The sequence below is a fragment of the Micromonospora sp. NPDC000663 genome (genome assembly GCF_042898105.1).
Classification (GTDB): Bacteria; Actinomycetota; Actinomycetes; order Mycobacteriales; family Micromonosporaceae; genus Micromonospora.
This window is the reverse complement of sequence record NZ_JBIAYR010000005.1, coordinates 83,794-104,456: the sequence shown is the minus strand read 5'-3', so window position 1 is coordinate 104,456 and position 20,663 is coordinate 83,794. Positions and strand designations below refer to the sequence as shown.

Sequence of the window (20,663 nt, the reverse complement as noted above, 5' to 3'; positions counted from 1 at the left end):
CCTGTCGAAACGGGCGCGACGGTAGCATCTGGTGGTCCACCTGACCCCGGACGGAGGCGTACGGAGCAGCATGCTCGACATGGAGTTGATCCGGAAGGATCGCGAGGCGGTGGCGACCGCGCTGGCGAAGCGTCTGGATCCCGCCGAGGTCACCCGGGCCCTGGACGAGATCCAGCGGCTCGACCAGGAGCGACGCGCCCTCATCACGGAGATCGACGCCGATCGGCAGCGCCGCAAGGCGGAGGCGCGGGCGTACGCGGAGGCGAAACGCGCCGGCCGCGAGCCGGACGTCGCCGCGCCCGAGGCCGGTCGCAGGCAGCTCTCCGAGCTGGAGTCCGAGCTGGACGAGGTGCAGGGGCGGCTGCGCACCGCGATGAGCGAGCTGCCCAACCTGCCCGCCGACGATGTCCTTCCCGGCGGCAAGGAGGCCAACCGGGTCGTCAAGACCTTCGGTGAGCCGCCGGTGATCGACAAGGTCCGCGATCACGTGGAGCTGTCCCGGATGCTCGGTCTGGTCGACCACGAGCGCGGCGTGAAGCTCGGTGGCTCCGGCTTCTGGATGTACACGGGGATGGGTGCCCGGCTGGAGTGGGCGCTGCTCAACTTCCTCATCGACGAGAACGTCAAGGCCGGCTACGAGTTCCTGCTGCCGCCGCACCTGCTTCTCGACACGGCAGGCTTCGCCGCCGGGCAGTTCCCGAAGTTCTACGACGACGTCTACCACCTGGACCGGGAGTCCGCCCCGCGTGGACAGTTCCTGCTGCCCACCTCGGAGACGGCGATCCTCGGCGCCTACCAGGACGAGATCCTGGAGACGTCGAAGCTGCCGCTGAAGCGTTTCGCGTACACGCCGTGCTACCGCCGGGAGGCGGCCGGCTCGCACTCGGACGAGCGCGGCACCGTGCGGGGCCACCAGTTCAACAAGGTGGAGATCTTCCAGTTCACGCTGCCCGAGCAGGCGGACGCGGCGCTGGAGGAGATGGTCACCCACGCCGAGAGCCTGGTGGAGAAGCTGGGGCTGCACTACCAGCGCAGCCTGCTGTCGGCCGGCGACGCCAGCGCGTCGATGCGCAAGACCCTCGACATCGAGGTGTGGATGCCGAGCATGGACAAGTACAAGGAGGTGTCGTCCGTCTCCTGGGGCGGCGACTACCAGGCCCGCCGGGCGGCCATCCGCTACCGCGAGCCGGGCGGCAAGCAGACCCGCTTCGTGCACACGCTCAACGGCTCCGCCCTGGCGACGAGCCGGCTCTTCCCGGCCATCCTCGAGCAGTACCAGCAGGCCGACGGCAGTGTCCTGATCCCCAAGGTCCTCCAGGACCGCCTAGGAACAGACCGCCTGACCCCCCGCTAACCCGCGCCCGCGTCGCCGCGCCCCACACAGCCCGTCGATCTTGCAGTTTCGGCGCCCGAAATTAGGTGCTCTGCGACTTCTGTCGCGGCAGAAACTGCAAGATCGCGGGATGGAGGGCGGGAGCGGGCTGCATGCAGCAGCAGGGCTGTCAGGGCCACCAGAAGCAGCGCTGGGCCGAGGCTGTCCAGGGATTGCGCCAGGGCCTGCTGGACCTGCGATGCCACCTGGATCACCGGGTCGTGCAGGGCGTCGCGGCGGCCGGCGGCGAGCCGCACCTCGTACCAGCCGTACCAGGCGACGTAACCGCCGGCGAGCAGCAGCACCAGGCCACTGAGGCGGGGCACCAGGGCACCGGCGCCGCGTAACCGGGCCACCAGCCCGTCGCGCAGCAGGGCCACGCCGAGCGCGGCGACCGCGACCACCAGACCCATCCCGAGGGCGTACGCCCCGAACAGAGCCAGCCCCCGCCCGGTCGAGCCGGCCCGGAGGCTGGTCACCACGATGGCCAGGAACGGCGCGATGGCGCAGCCCAGCGACGCCAGCGCGTACGCCGCCCCGAACAGCGCCATCGACGGCCAGGACCGGGTCAGCCGGGGCGCTCGGGCGGACCAGCCGGGGGCGGGCAGTCGCCTGCCGGCGAGCAGCCAGCAGCCGGCCACCAGCAGCAGAGCGCCGAGGGTCACCGTCAGCCACGGCAGCCGGGGCCGCAGCCAGCCGGCCAGCGGCGCGAGGGCCAGGCCGAAGGCGCCGAAGACCAGCACGTACCCCAGGGTGAGCCCGGCCGCCGCGGTGAGCGCGCGGCCGACCGCGCCGCGGGTGTCCGACGCCCCGGCGACCAACAGCGAGAGGTACGCGGGCAGCAACGCGAAGCCGCACGGGTTGACCGCGCCGAGCATGCCGGCGGTCAGCGCGAGCAGCAGTGCGGCGGTCACGCCCCGGCCAGTGCGGCGACCCGGGCGGTGAGCGCCTCACCGTCCAGGAAGCCCTGGTGCACGACCGTGCCGTCCCGGTCGATGATCACGAAGATGCTCTGTTCGGTCACCCTGAACCGGCGCCAGATCGCACCTGCCTCGTCGTCGATCTGTGGCGTCCCGGCGAGGTCGAACTCGGTGACGAACTCCTTCATCGCCTTCTGCTCGCCCAGCCCGGCGACGCCGACGATCGGGACGGTGTCCCGGTACTTCGGGGCGATCTCGGCAACCGTCCACGCCTGGCTGGCGCAGGTGGCGCACCACGGCGCCCAGAACCACAGCACCACCGGCCTGCCGGCGAGCCGCGCGGCGTCGAACGCGGCGCCGCCGAGGGTGGTCCCGGTGAAGCGCAGCACGTCCGGGACCTGCGCCGGAGCGGCCGGCGGTCCGCCGGTGGGCGAGTCGGTCGGCGAGGGCGGTGTCGCGGTCGGCGCGGCAACGGTCGAGGCCGACCCGGCGGCGGTGGGTCCGCCCGGCGCGGTGCCGGTGCAGGCGGCGACGCCGAGCAGGGCCACCACGAGCGCCCCAGCGGTGGCGCCACGGCGTACCGGTCCGGCCGCTGTCCAGCGGCTCAGCTGCCCGGCCGCTGTCCACGTCCTGCTGATCCGCATCCGCTTCTCCGTCTCCGGTCCGGAAGGGACCCTTGCTGGACCTGAGGCTTACCTACTCGGCCTTGGCGAGTCGGAGGGCCAACTCGGGGCAGACCTTTACCGCCTTCAGCGCCCCCTCCCGCAGCCAGGTCGGCACGGGGGTGGCCGGGAAGGCCGGATATCCGTTCGCGTCGAGGCGGATGAAGTCCGGGACGACGTGCGCGCACAGGCCGTGCCCGTCACAGCGCGACCAGTCCAGGGTGAGCTTCTGCGGGTTCGCGTCGGGTGCGCCCGGCAGCCCCATCACGCCCTTGACCCGTCTGCCGCAGCCGTCGCCGGTGCTGTGCAGCCGCAGGTCCTCGGCGAAGACCTCGATCGCGGAGAGCGCGAACCGGGCGGTGCCGTCCGGGTGGCTGCACGCGCCCCGGCCCTTCACCTCGCCGGCGGCGGCCCGCACCACGTCCGCCGGTTGGCTGCCGGCGACGGCCAGGTCCACCGCGCGGGCCAGGTCCGGCAGGCCCATCTTGCACGGTCCGCACTGCCCGGCGGACTCACCGGCCAGGTAACGCACCACCTGGGCGGCCTCGCCGAGCGGGCAGGTGTCGACACCGAGCGGGACGATGATGCCCGCGCCGAGCGTGCCGCCGACCGCCGCCAGACCCTTGCGGGAGACCTCGGCCTTCTCCGCCGCCTCCGGGGTGATCCACTTGCCGTGGTAGCCGCCCATCAGGATGCCCTGGACGTCCGGCACCTCGCACAGGTCGAGGACGTCGCGCAGCGGCATGCCGGCGGTGCACTCCACCACGGCCGGTCGACCGGCCGCCCCGGTCACGGTGAGCAGCACGGTGCCCGGCTCGTCGTCGGTGCCGAGCGCCGCGTACTCGTACGGGCCCAGTCGGGCGCCGACAGCGAGCTGGGCGTACGTCTCGGCGTTGGACAGCAGGGTGGGCAGGCCGCTGACCCCGGAGTCGCTGGAGCGCTTCTTGGTGCCCGGCGGGATGTGCGGCAACCCGTTGATCCCGTTGACGAGTGCGCCGCCCTCGCCGGAGATGAACCGGTGCGGCACGGTGACGATCGTTGTCTGCACCGGCATCCGGCGCTCGTCGAGGGCGTCCATCAGCGAGTCCCGGCCGACCCCGTCGTCCGCCACGCCGATCACGATCTCGTCGGCGTCCAGGGCGTACGCGGCAAGCGCCGCGCCGTCCAGGATCAGGTGCGGGGCGCGGGTCAGCAGCACCTTGTCCTTCCAGCTGGCCGGCTCCCCCTCGGTGGCGTTGACCACCACCACGGCGGCGAGGTCCTGCCGCTCGCAGGACTCCAGCACCGCGCGGAGTTTGCGGGCGAACGGGAACCCTGCCCCGCCCTTGCCCTTGAGCTGCATGCCCTCGGCGAGCCGGAGCAGCTGCGCCGGCTCGATCGGGCCGATCGGTCCGTGCACCTCCTCGTGCGCGAGCAGGTCGAGTCGACCGTACTCGGCGAAGCCGGCGGTGAGCCGGGGCTCACCCACACAGGCGACCGGTGGCACGGCGGTGCGCATCACTTCGCCTCACCCCGCAGCCCGGCCCAGTACGCCCCGTCCACCGCGTCGGCGCTTGCCTTGCGACGCTTGGACCGGCCCTCGCCAGCGGCCCGCTTGGCGCGGCGGGACGCCAGGTCGACAAGGGTCGGGGTGTCGTCGACGGGCGGCACCTCGTCCGGCACGTACCGGGCCGGCGGACGCCAGTAGTCCGGCTCCTCGGGCAGGTCGTCCTCGACGCTGTGCCGACCGCTGCCGCTGCGCGGCGCCGCCGAGATCGGGCCGGCGGAGATCGGCTCGGCGGAGACGGGGCCGGCCGAGATCGGCTCGGCGTCCTGCCAGCGGCGCGGGCTGTCCCACGGTTCCTCGGCCTCGTCGAGCGTCCGCTGCGGCGGCACCGAGTAGCGGCTGCCGTCGTCCTCGGAGCGGGATCGGCGGTTGGTCCGCTCGGCGGCCGGTTCCTCGGCGCGTCGCCGCCGGGGCGGGGCCGTCTCATCGCCCCGGTCGCGGGTACGCGACGTGCGCCGCCGGGTCACCGGCTCGACCTCCTCCTCGTCGCGTCGACGGGTGTCGGTCTCGCCCACGCCGCGGCGGGTCGACCGGCGGGTCGTCGGCTCCTCCTCGGCGCGCCGGGCGCGCGAGGACCGTTCGGTGTCGCGGTAGGCCGCCGGCTCCTGCTCCCCTCGGCGTCGGCTGGGCCGGGTCGGCTCGACGAGCGAGCCGGGCTCGGGCACCACCGGGACGGTGAACCGTTCCGGGTCGCGGCGGGCGGGTGGGGCGGTCCAGGTGGCGGTGGTGGTGTCCGCCCAGGCGGGACGCTTGTCGGTGGCCTTCGGGCGCCGACCCAACCCGGCCAGCAGCGATCGGGCGGTCTTCGCCTCCTCGGCCCGGCCGACCATCACCGCGTTGCGCACCGCTGCCTGGTGCTGCTCGCGGCTGCGCCGACCGATGGTGACCGAGAACCGCACCAGCAGGGCCAGCACCACCAGCAGGACGCAGCCCAGGTAGCTGAACATCACCCAGGGCGCCGCGGCCCGACCGGCGTTGAGGCCGTGCGCGATGGCGAAGGGCCAGGCCAGGTACGCGGTCGAGTGCAGCGCGCGCCACAGCCACTTCGGACCGACGCCCGCGAAGCGGGCGCGGATGATGCCGGTCCAGATCACGCTGACCATCAGCAGCGCGGCGACGGTGCCGAGCCCGACGTAGAGGCCCCCGCCGCCGACGAACGGCACCAGCGCGTCGGTCGCCGCCGCCCGCCCCGTGCCGATCTTGGTGAGGACGTGGAAGCCCAGCCCGGCAACGCCGAGCACACCTGTGGCGCGGTGCGCCGACTGCATCAGCACCCGGTGCGAAATGCCCAGCACCAGCCGGTCGGTGGCGAGCAGGCCGAGCATCACCGTGAGGCTCAACGACACCAGGGCGACCACCCCGGCGAAGAACTCGGTGAAGAAGAAGCCGTACGCGTACGCCGTCTGACCGGCGCCGGTCAGCATTGTCGCCGCCCAGAGCGCGGCGAGCGCCGACGCGATGAGCGCGGTGGTCGCGCCCCGCGACCGGGTGCGTACCCCCCGGCTGCTCTCGCTGGTCCGGACGGTAGCCGCCTTCTGGTCCTGCTGTGCCCGGGCCATCTGCTCCTCGATCGTCTCGCGGCGGCGTACCACCGGCCGACCCCTGCTCCCCCATCCAGTACGGACGAGCGGGGTCGGCGGATCACCCGGTTGTGAAAATTTCTGGGCCGCGATCGAACCAGGTGACGCCAGCGTGCGTTGTGCCCCGCGCACGATCTGGATGGGACAGCGACAAACGTCCATGCGTTGACAGTGGTTGCAACACGCTTGTAATCTTTCGGCAAATTTCAGCCTGGGTTGCAAGATTGCGGCAACGTCAGGCTCTCCCCCGCAGCGCCACCACCCCCACCCCCGCTCCCGTCAGGAGTCCCGATGCACCGACGTCGACGCGGCTCAGCGATCCTCGCCCTCGGCCTGATCGCCAGCCTGCTCGCCCCCACTGCCGTGACGGCACCCCCGGCCGTCGCCGCCCCGTCCGGCGCCAAGAAGGTCATCGTCCAGCTCTTCGAGTGGAACTGGCCCTCGGTGGCCAGCGAGTGCCAGAGCACGCTCGGCCCGAAGGGCTACGGCTACGTCCAGGTGTCACCCCCGCAGGAGCACGTGCGGGGCAACCAGTGGTGGCTGGCGTACCAGCCGGTCAGCTACCGGATCGAGTCCCGCAAGGGCACCCGCGCCCAGTTCCAGTCGATGGTGAACACCTGCCACGCGGCCGGGGTCAAGGTGATCGTCGACGCGGTCGTCAACCACATGTCCGGTCAGGACAACGGCGGCACCGGCTGGGCCGGGTCGTCCTACTCGCACTACGACTACCCGGGCATCTACCAGACCCAGGACTTCCACCACTGCGGGCGCAACGGCGGCGACGACATCGCCAACTACAACGACAGGTACGAGGTGCAGAACTGCGAGCTGGTCAACCTCTCGGACCTGAAGACCGAGTCGGACTACGTCCGCACGAAGATCGCCTCGTACCTCAACGACCTGCTCTCCCTCGGCGTGGACGGCTTCCGGATGGACGCCAGCAAGCACATGCCCGCCGCCGACATCGCCGCGATCAAGGGCAAGCTGTCCCGCTCGGCGTACATCGTGCAGGAGGTCATCTACGGCGCGGGCGAGCCGGTGCAGCCGACCGAGTACACAGGCATCGGCGACGTGCACGAGTTCCGCTACGGCAAGGACCTGGCCCGGGTGTTCCGCTCCGAGCGGCTGGCGTACCTGCGCAACTTCGGCGAGGGCTGGGGTCACCTGCCCAGCGGCCCGGCCTCGGTGTTCGTGGACAACCACGACACCCAGCGCGACTCCGGCGGGGTCCTCACCTACAAGGATCGCGGGATCTACGCCCTGGCGAACGCCTTCATGCTGGCCTGGCCGTACGGGTCGCCGACGGTCATGTCCAGTTACACCTTCAGCAACCGGGACGCCGGCCCGCCGTCGGACGGCGCCAACAAGACCCTCAACACCACCTGCTACTCCGGCTGGGAGTGCGAGCACCGCTGGCCGGTGATCGCCAACATGGTCGGGTTCCGCAACGCCACCGAGGGCGCCGGCGTCGCCAACTGGTACGACAACGGCAACAACCACATCGCGTTCAGCCGTACCGGAAAGGGCTTCATCACCGTCAACGACGAGGACTCCGCGGTGAACGGCCGCTCCTACTACACGGGCCTGCCCGCCGGCAGGTACTGCGACGTCATCCACGGCACGTACGCGGGCGGCACGTGCAGCGGCCCGGTGATCACCGTGGACGGTAACGGCTGGTTCACCGCCAACGTACCGGCGCACGACGCCGTGGCCGTCCACATCGGCGCCCGGGTCTGACCCCGCGCAAGGAAGGGCCCCTTCTTATCGGTTTTTGTATAAGAAGGGGCCCTTCCTTGCATCCCTGCGTCCGATACAGTCGTTTCGTGTCGTTTGATCGGATTACTCCGTACCGCCGCCGCGCCGGCTGGATCGCCGCCGCCATCGCCGTACCGGCGCTGCTGGTCGCCGCGCTGCTGGTCGGCCAGGCCCTCACCCCACGCTCGACGGCCCCCGACGACAGCCGCGTGGTGGCCGCCGACCCGACGCCGAGCAGCGTCGAGCAGAGCCCTGAGGAGTCGGTCCCGCCGGCCGCGCCCGCCCCGGACGGGCTGCCGGTGGTCGACTACGACCCCGCGCCCAAGGGCTTCCCCGCCGACCCGGCCACCATGGACACCACGCCGCTGACCGAGGGCGTGCACCCGACCCGACGCGTCGCCGCGTACGACGCGCCCGGCGGACGTCCGCTGGCCTTCCTCGAACCGACGCTCGCCGGTGTCGAGCTGACCGTGCCGGTCGCCCAGAAGCGGGCCGGCTGGACGGCAGTCCTGCTGCCCTCGGCCAACCGGCGCCTGGCCTGGCTGCCACCGGGCGGGTTCGCCACTGTGGCACTGCGCGACCAGATCGTGGTGGAACGCAAGGTGCACCGGCTCACCTGGTACCGCGCCGGCAAGGCGGTGCGCTCCTGGAGGACGAGCCTCGGCCAGGAGGGGCAGGAGACCCCGCTCGGTCGCACCTTCATCCTGGGCCGCACCCCGCCGCCGGAGCAGGTCTACGGCGGCGTGGACATCTACGCCCTCGGCTCGGTGCCGGACGACCCCGAGGCGGTGCCGACCGGGCTGCGCGGCGCGCACATCGGCCTGCACACCTGGTACAACGACGACGAGTTGGGCGAGAACACCACGAACGGCTGCATCCGGGTGACCCGCAGCGGCCAGTGGGAACTGCTCGCCGAGGTGCGTCCCGGCAGCAGCCTGGTGGTGGTCGACCAACTGCCCACGCCGCCGCCGACCGCCTGAGCGGCGTCGGTCACTCGCCGAGCAGCCAGCCGTTGCGCTCGGCGACGCGGACGGCGTCCGCCCGGTTGCGGCCACCTGTCTTGCCGATCGCCGCCGAGAGGTGGTTGCGCACCGTCCCCTCGGACAGGTGCAGCGCCGCCGCCAGATCGGCGACCGTACCCCCGCCCCGCGCCGCGCGCAGCACCTCGGTCTCCCGCTCGGTGAGCGGGCTGGCGCCGGTGGCCAGGGTCTCGGCGGCAAGCGTCGGATCGACCACCCGCAGGCCGGCGTGCACCCGGCGGACCGCGTCGGCGAGCTGCCGGGCCGGGGTGTCCTTGACCACGAAGCCGTTCGCGCCGGCCTCCATGGCCCGGCGCAGGTAGCCGGGCCGCCCGAAGGTGGTCACCACGAGCACCCGGCAGGTCGGCAGCGCCGCCCGCAGCGCGGCAGTCGCGGCGATCCCGTCCAGGCCGGGCATCTCGACGTCCAGCAGCGTCACGTCGGGCGTGTGCCGTAGGGCCTCAGTCACCACCTCGTCGCCCCGACCGACCTCGGCCACCACCGTCAGGTCCGGCTCCAGCGACAACAGGGCGGCCAGCGCGCCGCGGACCAGCGCCTGGTCGTCGGCGAGCAGCAGCCGGATCGGCCCGCTCACCGGGCCTCCCCCGGCGCGTGCACCCGCAGCAGGAAGCCACCGGCCGGCCGTCGACCGACGGTCACCACCGCGTCCAGCCGCCGCGCCCGCTCGCGCAGGCCCACCAACCCGTGGCCGGTGACGTCGGGAGTGGACGGACCGCGTCCGTCGTCGCTCACCTCGACTCCGTTGCGGTCCACTAGGACCGTGCAGCACCGCGCCCCGCTGTGCCGGACCACGTTCGTCACCCCTTCCCGCACCGCCCAGCCGAACAACCGGTCCCACTCCGCCGGCAGCGACGGCACGTCGGCCGGCAGGTCCGCCGCGATGCCCGCCGCGGCCAGCGCGGAACGGGCGCCGGTCAGCTCCGCGGCCAGGGTCACCTCGCGGTACGCCCCGACGGTCTGCCGCACGTCGGCCAACGCGGCCCGGGCCAGCCTCTCCACCTCGGCGATCTCGGCGGCGGCACGGTCGGTGTCCACCTCGATCAGTCGCCCGGCCAGCTCGGCCTTGATCGCCACCACGGTCAACGAATGCCCGAGGATGTCGTGCAGGTCGCGGGCGGCGCGGGCCCGCTCCTCGGCGACCGCGAGCCGGCCGATCTCCCGCTGGGCGGCCTGGAGTTCGCTGTTGCGCTGGGCCAGCCGGGACACCCCGAACATGGCGAACGAGGCGAGCAGCACCGCCCAGACGATGCCGGTCTCGGTCCCCCATCCCGGCACCAGCCAGGAGGCAAGCGCGGGGGTGACCGCGCAGACCACCACGGCCGCCAGCGCCTCCCACGCCGGCAGCAGGAACACCGCCGCGGCGGCCACGTAGACCAGTGTGGCCAGCCAGTCCCCACCGGTGCCCGGCATGCTGGCCAGACCCACCGCGAGCAGCAGCACCAGCCCGGCCCGCGCCCGGCCCACCGGGATCGGCAGCAGTGACTGGCGCAGCCTCCGGGCCCACTGGAACAGCAGCACGTAGCCGACGCCGAAGGCGACCAGGGCGGACACGCCGAGGATCCGCCTCCACGGCTCCGGCTGGCGCAGCGCGGTGGAGAGCGGCACGTTGAGGAAGAACAGCCACACGGCGGCGAGCAGCCAGCCGGTGAACCGCCAGTGGCGGCTCACCGGCTGGGACTGCCCGGTCGCGAGGTCCATCGGGTCCACGCTAACGGTCGCCGGCCGTCAGACCCGCGCGGTGTCGCGGCGGAACAGCCGGGCCGCGCCGATGCCGAAGGCCAGCGCCCAGAAGACCATGTTCGCCACCCCTGCCATGCTCACCCCGTCACCGGTCAGCGGGGCGCGGGCCAGCTCACCCACGCCGTACACCGGGGTGAACGTCGCGACCTGCTGGAGCACGTGCGGCAGGACCTCGACCGGGACGAAGAGCCCGCCGAACATGGCGAGCACGGCCAGGATCGGCCCGAGGAACTGCATGACGTTCTCGGCCGGCACCAGGTAACCGATGAACAGCCCGAACGCGGCGAAGACCAGCGAACCGAGCCAGGCCGCCAGACCGGACAGCAGCCAGACGTACGCCGGGATGCGGACCCCGGCCACCGCGCCCACCGCGAACTCCACGACGACCGCGAGCAGGCCGAGGGTCATCGCGGTGACCAGCTTCGTGGCCACGTACGCGCTCGGGCGCAGCGGGGTGAGCCGCAACTGCCGGCTCCAGCCCAGGGCGCGTTCGGTGGCCACCGCGCCCCCCGCGCTCGTCGTCGCCACCATGGCCGCGTACACGGCCAGGCTGATCATGACGTACGCGGTCACCGGGCGGCCGTTGTCGAGGTTCTGCCCACCCTGCGGCGGGCCGAAGATGAGGAAGAAGACGCCCGGCATGATCAGCGTGAAGGCGAGGGTACGGCGGTTGCGTAGCACGCGGCGCAGCTCGATGCCGAGCACGGCCGGGGCGAAGCCGCCCAGGGTGGCCAGCCGCCGGTCCGGCTCGACGGTACGGGTGGGGGTGGCCGGCACTGTCGTCATCTCAGGCTCCGGTCTGCTGGGCGGTGGTCAGGGCGAGGAAGGCGTCCTCGAGGTTGCGGGAGGTGATCTCCACGTCCCGGGCGTGGGTGCGGGTGAGCAGGTGCCTGGCGATCGCGTCCGAGTCGCCGGTGCGCACCAGCACGCTGTCGCCGCGTACCTCCACGGCGTCCACGCCCGGCAGCGCCGCGAGCGCGGCCTGGTCGGCGCCGGGAAGCGTGGCGCGCACCGTACGGCCGGCGGCCAGGTTCTTGATCTCGGCCGTGGTGCCGTCGGCCACCACGCGTCCCTGCCGGACCAGCACGATCCGGTCGGCGTACGCGTCCGCCTCGTCCAGGTAGTGGGTGGCGAAGATGACCGTCCGTCCGGCCCGCGCGTCCCGGCGCAGGGCCTGCCAGAAGTCCCGCCGGCCCTCGACGTCCATGCCGGTGGTCGGCTCGTCGAGCACCATGAGGTCCGGGTCCGGCAGCAGGGCCAGCGCGAACCGCAGCCGCTGCTGCTGACCGCCCGAGCAGCGCCCGACCACCCGCCCGGCGATGTCGGCGATGCCGGCCCGCTCCAGCACCTCCGCCGCCGGACGGGTGTGCCTGTAGAAGTGGGAGGTCATCTCGACCGTCTCGCCCATGGTCAGGTCCTTGAGCAGCCCGCCGGTCTGGAGTACGGCGGCGACCCGGCCCCGGGCCACCGCCTCGTCAGGCGTACCGCCGAGGACGCGGACGGTGCCCGCGCCCGGGCGGGCCAGCCCGAGCAGCATGTCGATGGTGGTGGTCTTGCCCGCGCCGTTCGGGCCGAGGAACGCCACCACCTCGCCGGGTTGCACCCGCAGGCTCAGCCCGTCGACAGCGGTGACCGTACCGAAGGTCTTGGTGAGGCCGTCCAGCTCGACGGCCGGATGCGTACTGGTCATGCCACTGATGCTCCGGCGGCGCGTACCCCCGTGCCCGGAGCGGCCGTCACGTCCCGACCGTGACATCTGTCAGGGGCGGTTCCCGGGGTTTCCCGGCCCCGCAGTGGGTAACCGCCGGGCCGGACACGCGACACCGGGGGGACGCGATGGGTGCCACGCCGCAGGGCCGGGTCGACACGGTCGTGCTGATCCACGGACTCTGGATGACACCGCGCAGCTGGGAGGGGTGGATCGAGCGGTTCACGGCGCGCGGCATGCACGTGATCGCCCCCGCCTGGCCGGGCATGGACCGCTCCGTGGAGCAGTTGCGCGACGATCCCACCCCGATCGCCGAGCAGAGCATCGCCACGATCGTCGCGCACTACGACCGGACCATCCGGGCGCTGCCCCGCCCGCCGATCATCATGGGGCACTCGTTCGGCGGCCTGATCACCCAGGTCCTCGTCGACCGGGGCCTCGGCGCGGCGGCGGTAGGCGTGCACCCCGCGCAGGTGAAGGGCGTGCTCAAGGTGCCGCTGAGCCAACTGCGCTCCGGCTTCCCGATCCTGCGCAGCCCCGCCAACCGCAACAAGGCCGTCCCCTTCACCCCTGACGACTTCGCCTACACCTTCGGCAACACGATGAGCCGGGAGGACTCGGACCGCGCCTGGGAGCGCTACGCCGTCCCCGGTGCCGGGCGGGTCTACTTCGAGGGCGCCTTCGCCAACCTCGACCCGCGCTCCCCCGCACGGGTCGACGTCGGGCGCAACGACCGGGCCCCGCTGCTGCTGATGGCCGGCGGACTCGACAACGTGGTGCCGGCGTCGGTGGTCCGCTCCAACGCGGGGCTCTACCAGAAGTCGCGGGCCCTCACCGCGTACGAGGAATTCCCGGGGCGGTCGCACTTCACAGTCGGGCAGGACGGCTGGGAGCAGATCGCCGACTACGCGCTGGACTGGGCGCTTCGCGCGGCGGCGCTGCCCCGGGAGGCGACCATCGCCAGCGAGAGCCCTCGCAGGTACGGGGCCTGATTCGCGGCATGCCCGCGACCTTCGGGGGTATCTCGGTGGGATGAGGGCGAGTTTCCGGATCGGTCGGGTCGCGGGGGTGCCGGTCGGCGTCAACTGGAGCGTGCTTGTCATCTTCGCGCTGATCGCGTGGGGCCTTGCCGCCAACCAGTTCCCCCGCTCGTACCCCGATCGCTCGCCTGTGGCGTACGCCCTCGCGGGCCTGGCCGCGGCGGTGGTCTTCTTCGTCGGCCTGCTGGCCCACGAGGTGTCGCACGCGGTGGTGGCGAAGCGCAACGGGCTGGAGGTCGACGGCATCACGCTCTGGTTGTTCGGTGGGGTGGCCGAGCTGCGGGGCGAGCCGCGCGACCCGGGCGCGGAGCTGCGGATCTCCGGGGTGGGACCGCTGGTCAGCCTGCTGCTCGGGGCGTTCTTCGGTGCCATCGCGTTGCTGCTGGCGCTGGCCGGGCAGGGCGGGCTGCTCTTCGGGGCGGTGGCGTGGCTGGCCGGCATCAACGTGCTGCTCGCGGTCTTCAACGTGCTGCCGGCGGCGCCGCTGGACGGCGGGCGGCTGCTGCGCGCCGCCGTGTGGAAGGCCACCGGCGACCGGACCAGGGCCTCAGTCGTCGCGGCCCGGGCCGGCTGGGTGCTTGGCGTGCTGCTGATCGGTCTGGGGCTGTGGCAGTTCCTGTCCGGGGTCGGGTTCGGTGGCCTCTGGCTGGCGCTGATCGGCTGGTTCCTGATCGGGGCGGCCGGCATGGAGGAGCGGCAGGCCCGCACCGGCAGCGCACTGCGCGGGATCCGGGTCGGTGAGGTGATGACCCCGCAGCCGCAGACCGCCTCGGCGGACATGACCATTGCCGACTTCGTCGACCACTACCTGTTCGCGTACCGGCATTCGGCGTTGCCGTTGACCGAGGAGGGCCGGCCTACCGGTCTGGTCACCCTGGACCGGGTGCGGGGCGTACCTGCCGACCGCCGGGCGTCGACCACGCTTGCCGAGGTGGCCTGTCGGGCCGACCAACTGGTCCTCGCCCAGCCCGGTGAACAGCTCAACGACCTGCTGCCCCGGCTCAGTGAGTGCGCCGACGGCCGCGCCCTGGTGGTGGACGACGACGGCCGCCTGGCCGGCATCGTCTCCCCCAGCGACATCAGCCGCGCCGTCCAGCGGGGCACCCTGCGCACCCCGGCCGGTCAGCGGGGTACGTAGCGGTCCAGCAGGTCGGTCCGGAACTTTCCGGTCGGGTCCATCCGCGTCAGCAGGGCGGTGAAGTCGTCGTACCTCGGGTAGCGGGCGGCCAGCTCCGCCGGGTCGGTGACGAAGACCTTGCCCCAGTGCGGGCGGGGCGCGAACGGCGCCAACCGCTCCTCCACGGCGGCCAGGACCGGGAGCACCCGGGTGGCGTCGTCGATCCAGGTGAAGTGCACGACGAAGCTGTCCCGCCTGTGGTTCGGGCTGAGCCACAACTCGTCCGCCGCGACCGTCCGCAACTCGCACACCTGGAGCACCGGGGCGATCAGGTGCGCCACCTCGTCCAGCGCGGCCATCGCCTCGGTGGCCGCCGAGCGGGGCAGGTGGTACTCGGACTGGAGTTCGTCGCCGCTGCTGGGTGTGAAGCCGAGCTTGAAGTGCGGCAGCCGCTCGTGCCAGGGGCCGGGCTCACCGAGCTGCGGTGTGCAGTTCTCCGCCGGCATGCCGAGCACCGGGTGCCGGGGCTCGGCGGCGGCGGTGGTGCCGAGCCAGTCCGCCTCCGGTGGCGTCTGGTCCACCGCCTGTTTGCGCCACACCTCGCGCAGCCCTGGCGTACGCCAGTCGGTGAAGACGCTCACGCTGTACGCCGAGCTGAGCGCCTCGTCCAGCGCTTCCCTGGCCAGGTCGAGGCGTACGTACTGGCGCAGTTCGAAGGCCGGCACCAGGTCCAGGGTGACCCGGGTGACCAGGCCGAGCGCGCCGAGCCCGACCACCATGCCGTTGAACGTGTCCCCGTCGGTGTCGCGGTCCATGTGCAGCAGGTCGCCGTCGGCGGTGACCAGTTCCAGGGCGGCGACGGAGGTGGCCAGGTTGCCGTTTGTCCGCCCGGAGCCGTGGGTGGCGGTGGCCACCGCGCCGGCCACCGAGATGTGCGGCAGCGAGGCGAGGTTCGCCAGCGCGTACCCCTGGGTGTGCAGGCGTCGGGCGACGTCGCCGTAGCGCAGCGCGGCGGCGACGGTGACCCGCCGGCGCTCCGGGTCGACGGCGATCTCCGGCGGCAGACCGGCGAGGGTGACCAGGTCGCCGTCGGTGTCGCCGAGGCGGTTGAAGGAGTGCCCGGTGCCGACCGCCCGGATCCTGTCGCTGGCGGCGACGAGCCGGCGCAGGTCGTCGGTGGACGTGGGCCTGTGGAACGCCCCGGCGCTGTAGCGCACGTTTCCGGCCCAGTTGCGGCGCGGCACGTCGGCCGCCGTGGCGTCCTGTCCCTGCACGGTCATGTGGCGGTCTCCCGGTCGGTGGACTGGTGGTCGGCCAGCGCGGCGGCGAGGGCGTCCAGGGCGGCGTCGGTCGGATAGGTGCCGTACCCCCGCTGGGCGATCGGCAGGCCGGCGGCGCGGACGCGTTCGATCTCGGTGCGGGCCGCCCGGCAGGCCGACGCGTCGGCGGACACCAGGGCGTCCTGGCCGCGCCGGATCAACCGGTCCACCTGGTCCATCCGGTATCCCCGAAGGCCGGTGGGGAGTTCCGGGTCGGCGAACGCGGCGCGGCGCAACGCCTGCAGGTCCACGAAACGGTCGCCGGCGTGGCGGACGAGCGCGGCGGAGACCTGTTCGGGCTGTTCGCGGACCTGGTCGAGGACGAGCAGTTCGATGGCGGGCCGGCCGTCGAGCGGGTGCCGGGCGGTCGCCGGCCCGACCGTCACGCCCGGCGCGGGCACCAGCAGCAGGCGCGGCGGCTCCGGCCGGCCGTCACGCCGGGGCGGCTCGTCGAGGACAAGCGCGTCGACCTCGGCCCACGGCAGCGACAGTCGCAGGCCCGGCCGTCGGATGGTGAGCCCGTCCGCGCCGATTCCGAACCGGAACGGCCGCAGCGCGCTGACCAGCGCGACGCCGCCGAGTGCGATGGCACCGATCGCGACGATCGTCCGGAGCAGTGCCCCGTCGCGGGGCAGGGCCAGCAGGACCACCCCACCGAGTACGCAGACCAGGGCGAGCACGCGGGCGCCCCGACTCCGGCGCAGTTCCACGCTCGGACCCCCGTTCATGACCGTGGCGTCGGTCCCAGCATCCTCCGACAGACCGGGCGCCACGGACACCGGACGATCGGGCACGGTTGTTCTCGCCATCGTCGGGGAACCCTACGCCCATGAGCAGCTACCGTGATCCAGCCCCACGGGGCGACGTCTTCCCCTCCGAGGAGGAGCTGGACCCGACCGGCAGCGAGGTCGAGCAGGCCAGCGCCCCGCCTGTCGACGGCATGCCGGGTCATCCGGCGCCCACGCCCGGCCCGCGACCCACACCTGCGCCCGCGCCGGCCCCGACGCCTGTGCCGTCGCCCGGGCCGCCGCCGCGCGCTCCCGGGTCGCAGTCCATCGTGACCCGTCACCTGGACGGGTCGGTGGAGGTGGTCACCGACCTCGACGGCGACGGTGTCGCCGACATCGTCCAGATCGACGTGGACGGCGACGGCGTTCCGGACATCACCTACGTGGACAGTGACCACGACGGCCGGTTGGACACCGTGCTGCGCGACCCGTGGGCGGTCGGCGCCCACCGGGCCGTCTGACCTGCCGCTCGGCTCAGAGTTTCGCCATCACCTCGCTGGCCACCAGTTCGAGGTGCGCCAGGTCGGAGAGGTCCAGCACCTGGAAGTAGATGCGCTGGCTGCCGGCCTCCGCGTACCGGCCGATGGTGTCGATGACCTCGGCGGGCGTACCGGCGACGCCGTTGGCGCGCAACTCCTCCGGCTCGCGGCCGATGGCGGCGGCCCGGCGGGCCACCTCGGCGTCGTCCCGCCCGCAGCAGAGCACAAGCGCGTTGGACCAGATCATCTGGGCCGGGTCACGCCCGATCTCGGCGCACGCCGCGCGGACCCTGTCGAACTGGGCAACCGTGTCCGGCACGGACGCGAACGGCAGGTTGAACTCGTCGGCGTAGCGGGCGGCCAGCCGGGGGGTGCGCTTCGGCCCCATCCCGCCCAGCAGGATCGGCGGGCGGGGCTGCTGGACTGGCTTGGGCAGGGCTGGTGAGTCGACGATCGGGTAGTACGTGCCGTCGTACCGGAACCGCTCCCCCGCAGGGGTCTCCCAGAGCCCGGTGATGACGGCGAGCTGCTCCTCCAGGCGGTCGAACCGCTCCCCGAGTGCCGGGAACGGGATGCCGTACGCGGTGTGCTCCTCGGCGTACCAGCCGGTGCCGATGCCCAGCTCCACCCGGCCGCCGCTCATCTGGTCGACCTGCGCCACGGTGATCGCCAGCGGGCCGGGCAGCCGGAAGGTGGCAGCCGTCATCAGCGTGCCCAGCCGGATCCGGCTGGTGTCCCGGGCCAGCCCGGCCAGGGTGGTCCAGGCGTCGGTCGGGCCGGGGTCGCCGCTGACGTCGCCCATCTTCAGGTAGTGGTCGGATCGGAAGAACGCCCCGTAGCCGGCGTCCTCCGCGCAGCGGGCCACGGCGAGCAACTGGTCGTAGGTCGCGCCCTGCTGGGGCTCGGTGAAGATCCGCAGTTCCATGATCCCGAGCATAGGGAGCGGACCGGGTGTGCCGCTCGCGGACGGAGAGGCAGCAGTCATATGCCTTGACAGTCATATGGCTTGAGACGCATGTTAGGTGGGTGTCCAGTGACGCCTTCACCGTCCTCGCCGAACCGACCCGGCGCCGGATCCTCGACCAGCTCCGCGACGCCGAGCGCAGCGTCGGCGAGCTGGTCGACGGGCTCGGAGTCAGCCAGCCGGCCGTCTCCAAGCACCTACGGGTGCTCCGCGAGGCAGGATTCGTCACCTGCCGCACGGCAGCCAGGCAACGGATCTACCGCCTCGATGTGGGCCCGCTGCGGGCCGTCGACGACTGGCTCCACCCGTACCGCCGACTCTGGGCCCGGCACCTGGACGCCCTCGCACGGCACCTCGACAGTCAGGAGCAGTGACATGGGCCGCGACGCGTTCCGCCCGAGCCCACCCGCGGGTTGGCACCTCTGCCTCGACGTGGCCGACCGGCTGCTCGACGGCGACCCGGTCGGCCCGATCCGTGGCGCCGAAGCCAAGGACTTCGGCTGGCCCGGGCTGCGCGACACGTACGCCGAACGACTCGGCGAGGCCTGACCGGGCGGCCCCGGGCGAACCGGAGCCGCCGGGACCACTCAGACGTACGGCCGGGTGGCGTACGCGGTGCGCAGCGCGGCCAACCCGGCCGCCTTCGGTGACAGGGTGCCCCACCCGGAGTTGAAGTAGTTGGTCCGGACGATCCGCGGCCCACGCTCGGCGTTGAGCTGAGCGATGGCCGCCGGGACGGTGGCGATCCAGGCCGGCTGGTCGGGGATCTCGGCGGACCGCACCCCCCACTCGGCGATGATCGCTGGTCGGGACAGCGCCACCGGTCCGAGGTCCGCCACCGCCCAGTCCTTGGTGCGGCGGAACCGGGACAACGCGGTCTGCCCGGCGGCCGTGGCGTAGGCGTTCCACTGCAGGAAGTCCAACCGGGACATCAGCGACTCCGGGTGGGTGCGCTGGAAGCAGGCCCTGTCGAAGCCGGCGACCCCGACCGAGAAGGTGGTTCTGGGCGGCAGCGTCCGTGCCTTGAACCAGGTGAGGATGTAGTTCATCGCCTGCACTGCCCGTGCGTCCGACTCGGCCCAGGTGTACGCCTTGCCGTCCTCGGTGGTGCCGAACTCGTGATCGGTGTCCAACTCCGAGGCGAGCTGGATGTTCACCCCGAAGCCGAGGAACCGGTACTGCGCCAGGGCCCGGTGCAGCAACCCGTCACACTGGCCTTTGAGCACCTGGCCGTACCCGTACGCCCTGGGCCAGGTGGTGCCGGGGCGCTGCTGGATGGTCATCGACGGCGCCGGCACGGTGTAGTCGGTGACGTCCACCCGGAAGCTCTGCGGCCCGGCGTTCGGGGCACCGTAGTGCTTCAACTCCAGCACCATGTTCATCTGCACCCCGGCCTTTCCGAGGTCGATCAGCCATGGCCGGTTGTATCCGGGGAAGACGTACCCGTCGGCGAAACTGCGGTACTGGGTGAGCGAACGGAAGTTACCGCCTGCCATGTCGGCGGTCGGGTCGGCGCCCCCGGAGAGGTAGTAGCCGCCGAGCACCGGCTGGCTCAGGGCGTACTCGGCGGCGGCGTTCGCTGTGTGTCCGGCGGAGTCACGGACCTGGACGGTGACGCGAGGCATCACGCCACCGCCCGGTACTCGGCCACCGAACCGCTGTCGGAGACCCGGGTCCAGGTACGTCCCGAGTCGTCGGTGACCGTCACGGTCAGCGGGTCGATGACGGCGGCGACCTTGATCGGCGCGCTGCTGTTGCCCTGCGCGTCGGTCACCACGATGGTGACCGTCAACGGTTTGGTGTCGGCGTCGGAGTAGGTGACGGTCAGCAGCATCTGGTCCCCCGGTGCGTACACGGATGCGTTCAGGGCTGCGGTCACTGTGGGATTGGCCATGTCGGACCCTCTCTGCTTGGGTCTGCCGTGGGTCGGGCGTACGCATGAGCGACGCCGAGCCCACGCGGAGTCCACGGTGGCGAAAGGCCGGCAGGCGCGGATGCGAGGGCATGACCGCGTAGGCGGTGGAGCCTTACTGCCGGAGTGATGACGTCCTTGTCCGGGCGGGCGGATGGCATCGCTGCGGGCGCCCGCAGCGGCGGGGATGGGCTGGGCCGGGTGGACGATGCTGTCCGCGCCGTGCCCGAGGAATGGGATGTGGCCCGACACCCGTCCGCCTCTTCCCCTGGCCTCAACAGTGCTCTACCAGGGGCTTTACCGTCTTGTCCTGTTTGCGACAGTGGTGCCGACTTGCCGATTAAGGGCGTGGCTCTGGCGCGGCGCGACGGCCCGCCGGCGGACACATTCGTAGACTTGGACGGCAACTCGGCAGGATTGTGGCGCTTTCCGCCGCGGATACCATGCGGTCGTCTCCGTCAGGCGCGACCGGAAAAGGTGCCGAGTGCTCAGGACGGCGAGAAGAGCCACCACGACGATCGTGGGCGAAGTGCTGGCCGTCCACGTGCCGCCCACCGGCGAATGGGACGCGGACACGCCGTTGGCGCTGCTACCCGCCGAGAAGCGGCACACCGCTTCCTGGCCGTTGGCGTTCAGCCTGACCTGCCTCGCCGAATGCATGACCGACGAGACGTGGCCGCAGCGCGCCGCCGTGTCGGCGCTCGTCGACCAAAGACCGCCC

At 72.5% G+C, this 20,663-nt stretch carries 21 protein-coding genes; 8 read left to right on the top strand and 13 right to left on the bottom strand.

Annotated elements, in window-relative coordinates; translation table 11 throughout:
• Window positions 1–70: 70 nt before the first annotated feature.
• Complete coding sequence (gene serS, locus ACFY1S_RS19000) at window positions 71–1,354, top strand: serine--tRNA ligase (protein ID WP_387120247.1); 1,284 nt, start codon at window positions 71–73, stop codon at window positions 1,352–1,354.
• On the opposite strand, the gene ACFY1S_RS18995 is transcribed toward serS, so the two are convergent.
• The 4 genes from ACFY1S_RS18995 to ACFY1S_RS18980 are packed head-to-tail and all read right to left on the bottom strand — an operon-like array spanning window position 1,351 to window position 6,092.
• Window positions 1,351–2,286: a cytochrome c biogenesis CcdA family protein gene (locus tag ACFY1S_RS18995; RefSeq protein WP_387119579.1), complete on the bottom strand. Its 936-nt coding sequence runs from the start codon at window positions 2,284–2,286 to the stop codon at window positions 1,351–1,353. The two genes, serS and ACFY1S_RS18995, sit on opposite strands and share 4 nt — an antisense overlap.
• Window positions 2,283–2,936 (bottom strand): redoxin domain-containing protein, encoded by a 654-nt coding sequence (locus tag ACFY1S_RS18990; protein WP_387119576.1) that lies wholly within the window; start codon window positions 2,934–2,936, stop codon window positions 2,283–2,285. The genes ACFY1S_RS18995 and ACFY1S_RS18990 overlap by 4 nt, the downstream gene beginning before the upstream one ends.
• Window positions 2,937–2,988: 52 nt before the next feature.
• Window positions 2,989–4,452: an NADH-ubiquinone oxidoreductase-F iron-sulfur binding region domain-containing protein gene (locus ACFY1S_RS18985; RefSeq protein ID WP_387119574.1), complete on the bottom strand. Its 1,464-nt coding sequence runs from the start codon at window positions 4,450–4,452 to the stop codon at window positions 2,989–2,991.
• A complete protein-coding gene (locus ACFY1S_RS18980; protein ID WP_387119571.1) occupies window positions 4,452–6,092 on the bottom strand; it encodes a hypothetical protein in 1,641 nt (546 codons plus the stop codon). The genes ACFY1S_RS18985 and ACFY1S_RS18980 overlap by 1 nt, the downstream gene beginning before the upstream one ends.
• 279 nt (window positions 6,093–6,371) lie before the next feature.
• Between ACFY1S_RS18980 and ACFY1S_RS18975 the strand changes: the two genes are divergently transcribed.
• Window positions 6,372–7,817, top strand: coding sequence for an alpha-amylase family glycosyl hydrolase (locus ACFY1S_RS18975; RefSeq protein ID WP_387119568.1), 1,446 nt, complete (start codon window positions 6,372–6,374; stop codon window positions 7,815–7,817).
• An 86-nt stretch (window positions 7,818–7,903) separates the two neighbouring features.
• Window positions 7,904–8,815 (top strand): L,D-transpeptidase family protein, encoded by a 912-nt coding sequence (locus ACFY1S_RS18970; RefSeq protein ID WP_387119566.1) that lies wholly within the window; start codon window positions 7,904–7,906, stop codon window positions 8,813–8,815.
• A 10-nt stretch (window positions 8,816–8,825) separates the two neighbouring features.
• On the opposite strand, the gene ACFY1S_RS18965 is transcribed toward ACFY1S_RS18970, so the two are convergent.
• Genes ACFY1S_RS18965 through ACFY1S_RS18950 form a run of 4 tightly spaced genes read right to left on the bottom strand, consistent with a single transcriptional unit; the run spans window position 8,826 to window position 12,305 of the window.
• Window positions 8,826–9,449 (bottom strand): response regulator, encoded by a 624-nt coding sequence (locus tag ACFY1S_RS18965; protein ID WP_387119563.1) that lies wholly within the window; start codon window positions 9,447–9,449, stop codon window positions 8,826–8,828.
• Window positions 9,446–10,573, bottom strand: a complete 1,128-nt coding sequence (locus tag ACFY1S_RS18960; protein ID WP_387119560.1) for a sensor histidine kinase — start codon at window positions 10,571–10,573, stop codon at window positions 9,446–9,448. The genes ACFY1S_RS18965 and ACFY1S_RS18960 overlap by 4 nt, the downstream gene beginning before the upstream one ends.
• 27 nt (window positions 10,574–10,600) lie before the next feature.
• A complete protein-coding gene (locus tag ACFY1S_RS18955) occupies window positions 10,601–11,401 on the bottom strand; it encodes an ABC transporter permease (protein ID WP_387119557.1) in 801 nt (266 codons plus the stop codon).
• 1 nt (window position 11,402) lies between these two features.
• Window positions 11,403–12,305: an ABC transporter ATP-binding protein gene (locus ACFY1S_RS18950; RefSeq protein WP_387119554.1), complete on the bottom strand. Its 903-nt coding sequence runs from the start codon at window positions 12,303–12,305 to the stop codon at window positions 11,403–11,405.
• A gap of 146 nt (window positions 12,306–12,451) precedes the next feature.
• Between ACFY1S_RS18950 and ACFY1S_RS18945 the strand changes: the two genes are divergently transcribed.
• Window positions 12,452–13,315 (top strand): alpha/beta hydrolase, encoded by an 864-nt coding sequence (locus tag ACFY1S_RS18945; RefSeq protein WP_387119551.1) that lies wholly within the window; start codon window positions 12,452–12,454, stop codon window positions 13,313–13,315.
• Window positions 13,316–13,355: 40 nt separating this feature from the next.
• Window positions 13,356–14,501, top strand: coding sequence for a site-2 protease family protein (locus tag ACFY1S_RS18940; protein ID WP_387119548.1), 1,146 nt, complete (start codon window positions 13,356–13,358; stop codon window positions 14,499–14,501).
• On the opposite strand, the gene ACFY1S_RS18935 is transcribed toward ACFY1S_RS18940, so the two are convergent.
• A complete protein-coding gene (locus ACFY1S_RS18935) occupies window positions 14,486–15,760 on the bottom strand; it encodes an FAD-binding protein (protein ID WP_387119545.1) in 1,275 nt (424 codons plus the stop codon). The two genes, ACFY1S_RS18940 and ACFY1S_RS18935, sit on opposite strands and share 16 nt — an antisense overlap.
• The gene (locus ACFY1S_RS18930) at window positions 15,757–16,527 is read right to left on the bottom strand and encodes a hypothetical protein (RefSeq protein ID WP_387119542.1); all 771 of its coding nucleotides are present in this window, start codon (window positions 16,525–16,527) and stop codon (window positions 15,757–15,759) included. The genes ACFY1S_RS18935 and ACFY1S_RS18930 overlap by 4 nt, the downstream gene beginning before the upstream one ends.
• Before the next feature lie 101 nt (window positions 16,528–16,628).
• Here ACFY1S_RS18930 and ACFY1S_RS18925 point away from each other — a divergent pair, with 101 nt between their 5' ends.
• Complete coding sequence (locus tag ACFY1S_RS18925) at window positions 16,629–17,048, top strand: hypothetical protein (RefSeq protein WP_387119540.1); 420 nt, start codon at window positions 16,629–16,631, stop codon at window positions 17,046–17,048.
• Between the two features lie 13 nt (window positions 17,049–17,061).
• Here ACFY1S_RS18925 and ACFY1S_RS18920 read toward each other — a convergent pair whose 3' ends face one another.
• A complete protein-coding gene (locus tag ACFY1S_RS18920; RefSeq protein ID WP_387119537.1) occupies window positions 17,062–17,991 on the bottom strand; it encodes an LLM class F420-dependent oxidoreductase in 930 nt (309 codons plus the stop codon).
• Window positions 17,992–18,092: 101 nt separating this feature from the next.
• Between ACFY1S_RS18920 and ACFY1S_RS18915 the strand changes: the two genes are divergently transcribed.
• Window positions 18,093–18,404, top strand: a complete 312-nt coding sequence (locus ACFY1S_RS18915; protein WP_387119534.1) for an ArsR/SmtB family transcription factor — start codon at window positions 18,093–18,095, stop codon at window positions 18,402–18,404.
• Window position 18,405: 1 nt separating this feature from the next.
• On the top strand, window positions 18,406–18,579 hold the full coding sequence (locus ACFY1S_RS18910) for a hypothetical protein (protein WP_387119531.1): 174 nt from the start codon (window positions 18,406–18,408) through the stop codon (window positions 18,577–18,579).
• A gap of 38 nt (window positions 18,580–18,617) precedes the next feature.
• On the opposite strand, the gene ACFY1S_RS18905 is transcribed toward ACFY1S_RS18910, so the two are convergent.
• Both ACFY1S_RS18905 and ACFY1S_RS18900 read right to left on the bottom strand, forming a co-directional pair.
• Window positions 18,618–19,655, bottom strand: a complete 1,038-nt coding sequence (locus ACFY1S_RS18905; protein ID WP_387119528.1) for a hypothetical protein — start codon at window positions 19,653–19,655, stop codon at window positions 18,618–18,620.
• Entirely contained in the window at window positions 19,655–19,924 is a 270-nt protein-coding gene (locus ACFY1S_RS18900) for a hypothetical protein (protein ID WP_364362372.1), read from the bottom strand. Before ACFY1S_RS18900 ends, ACFY1S_RS18905 begins: the two co-directional genes overlap by 1 nt.
• Window positions 19,925–20,663: the final 739 nt, after the last annotated feature.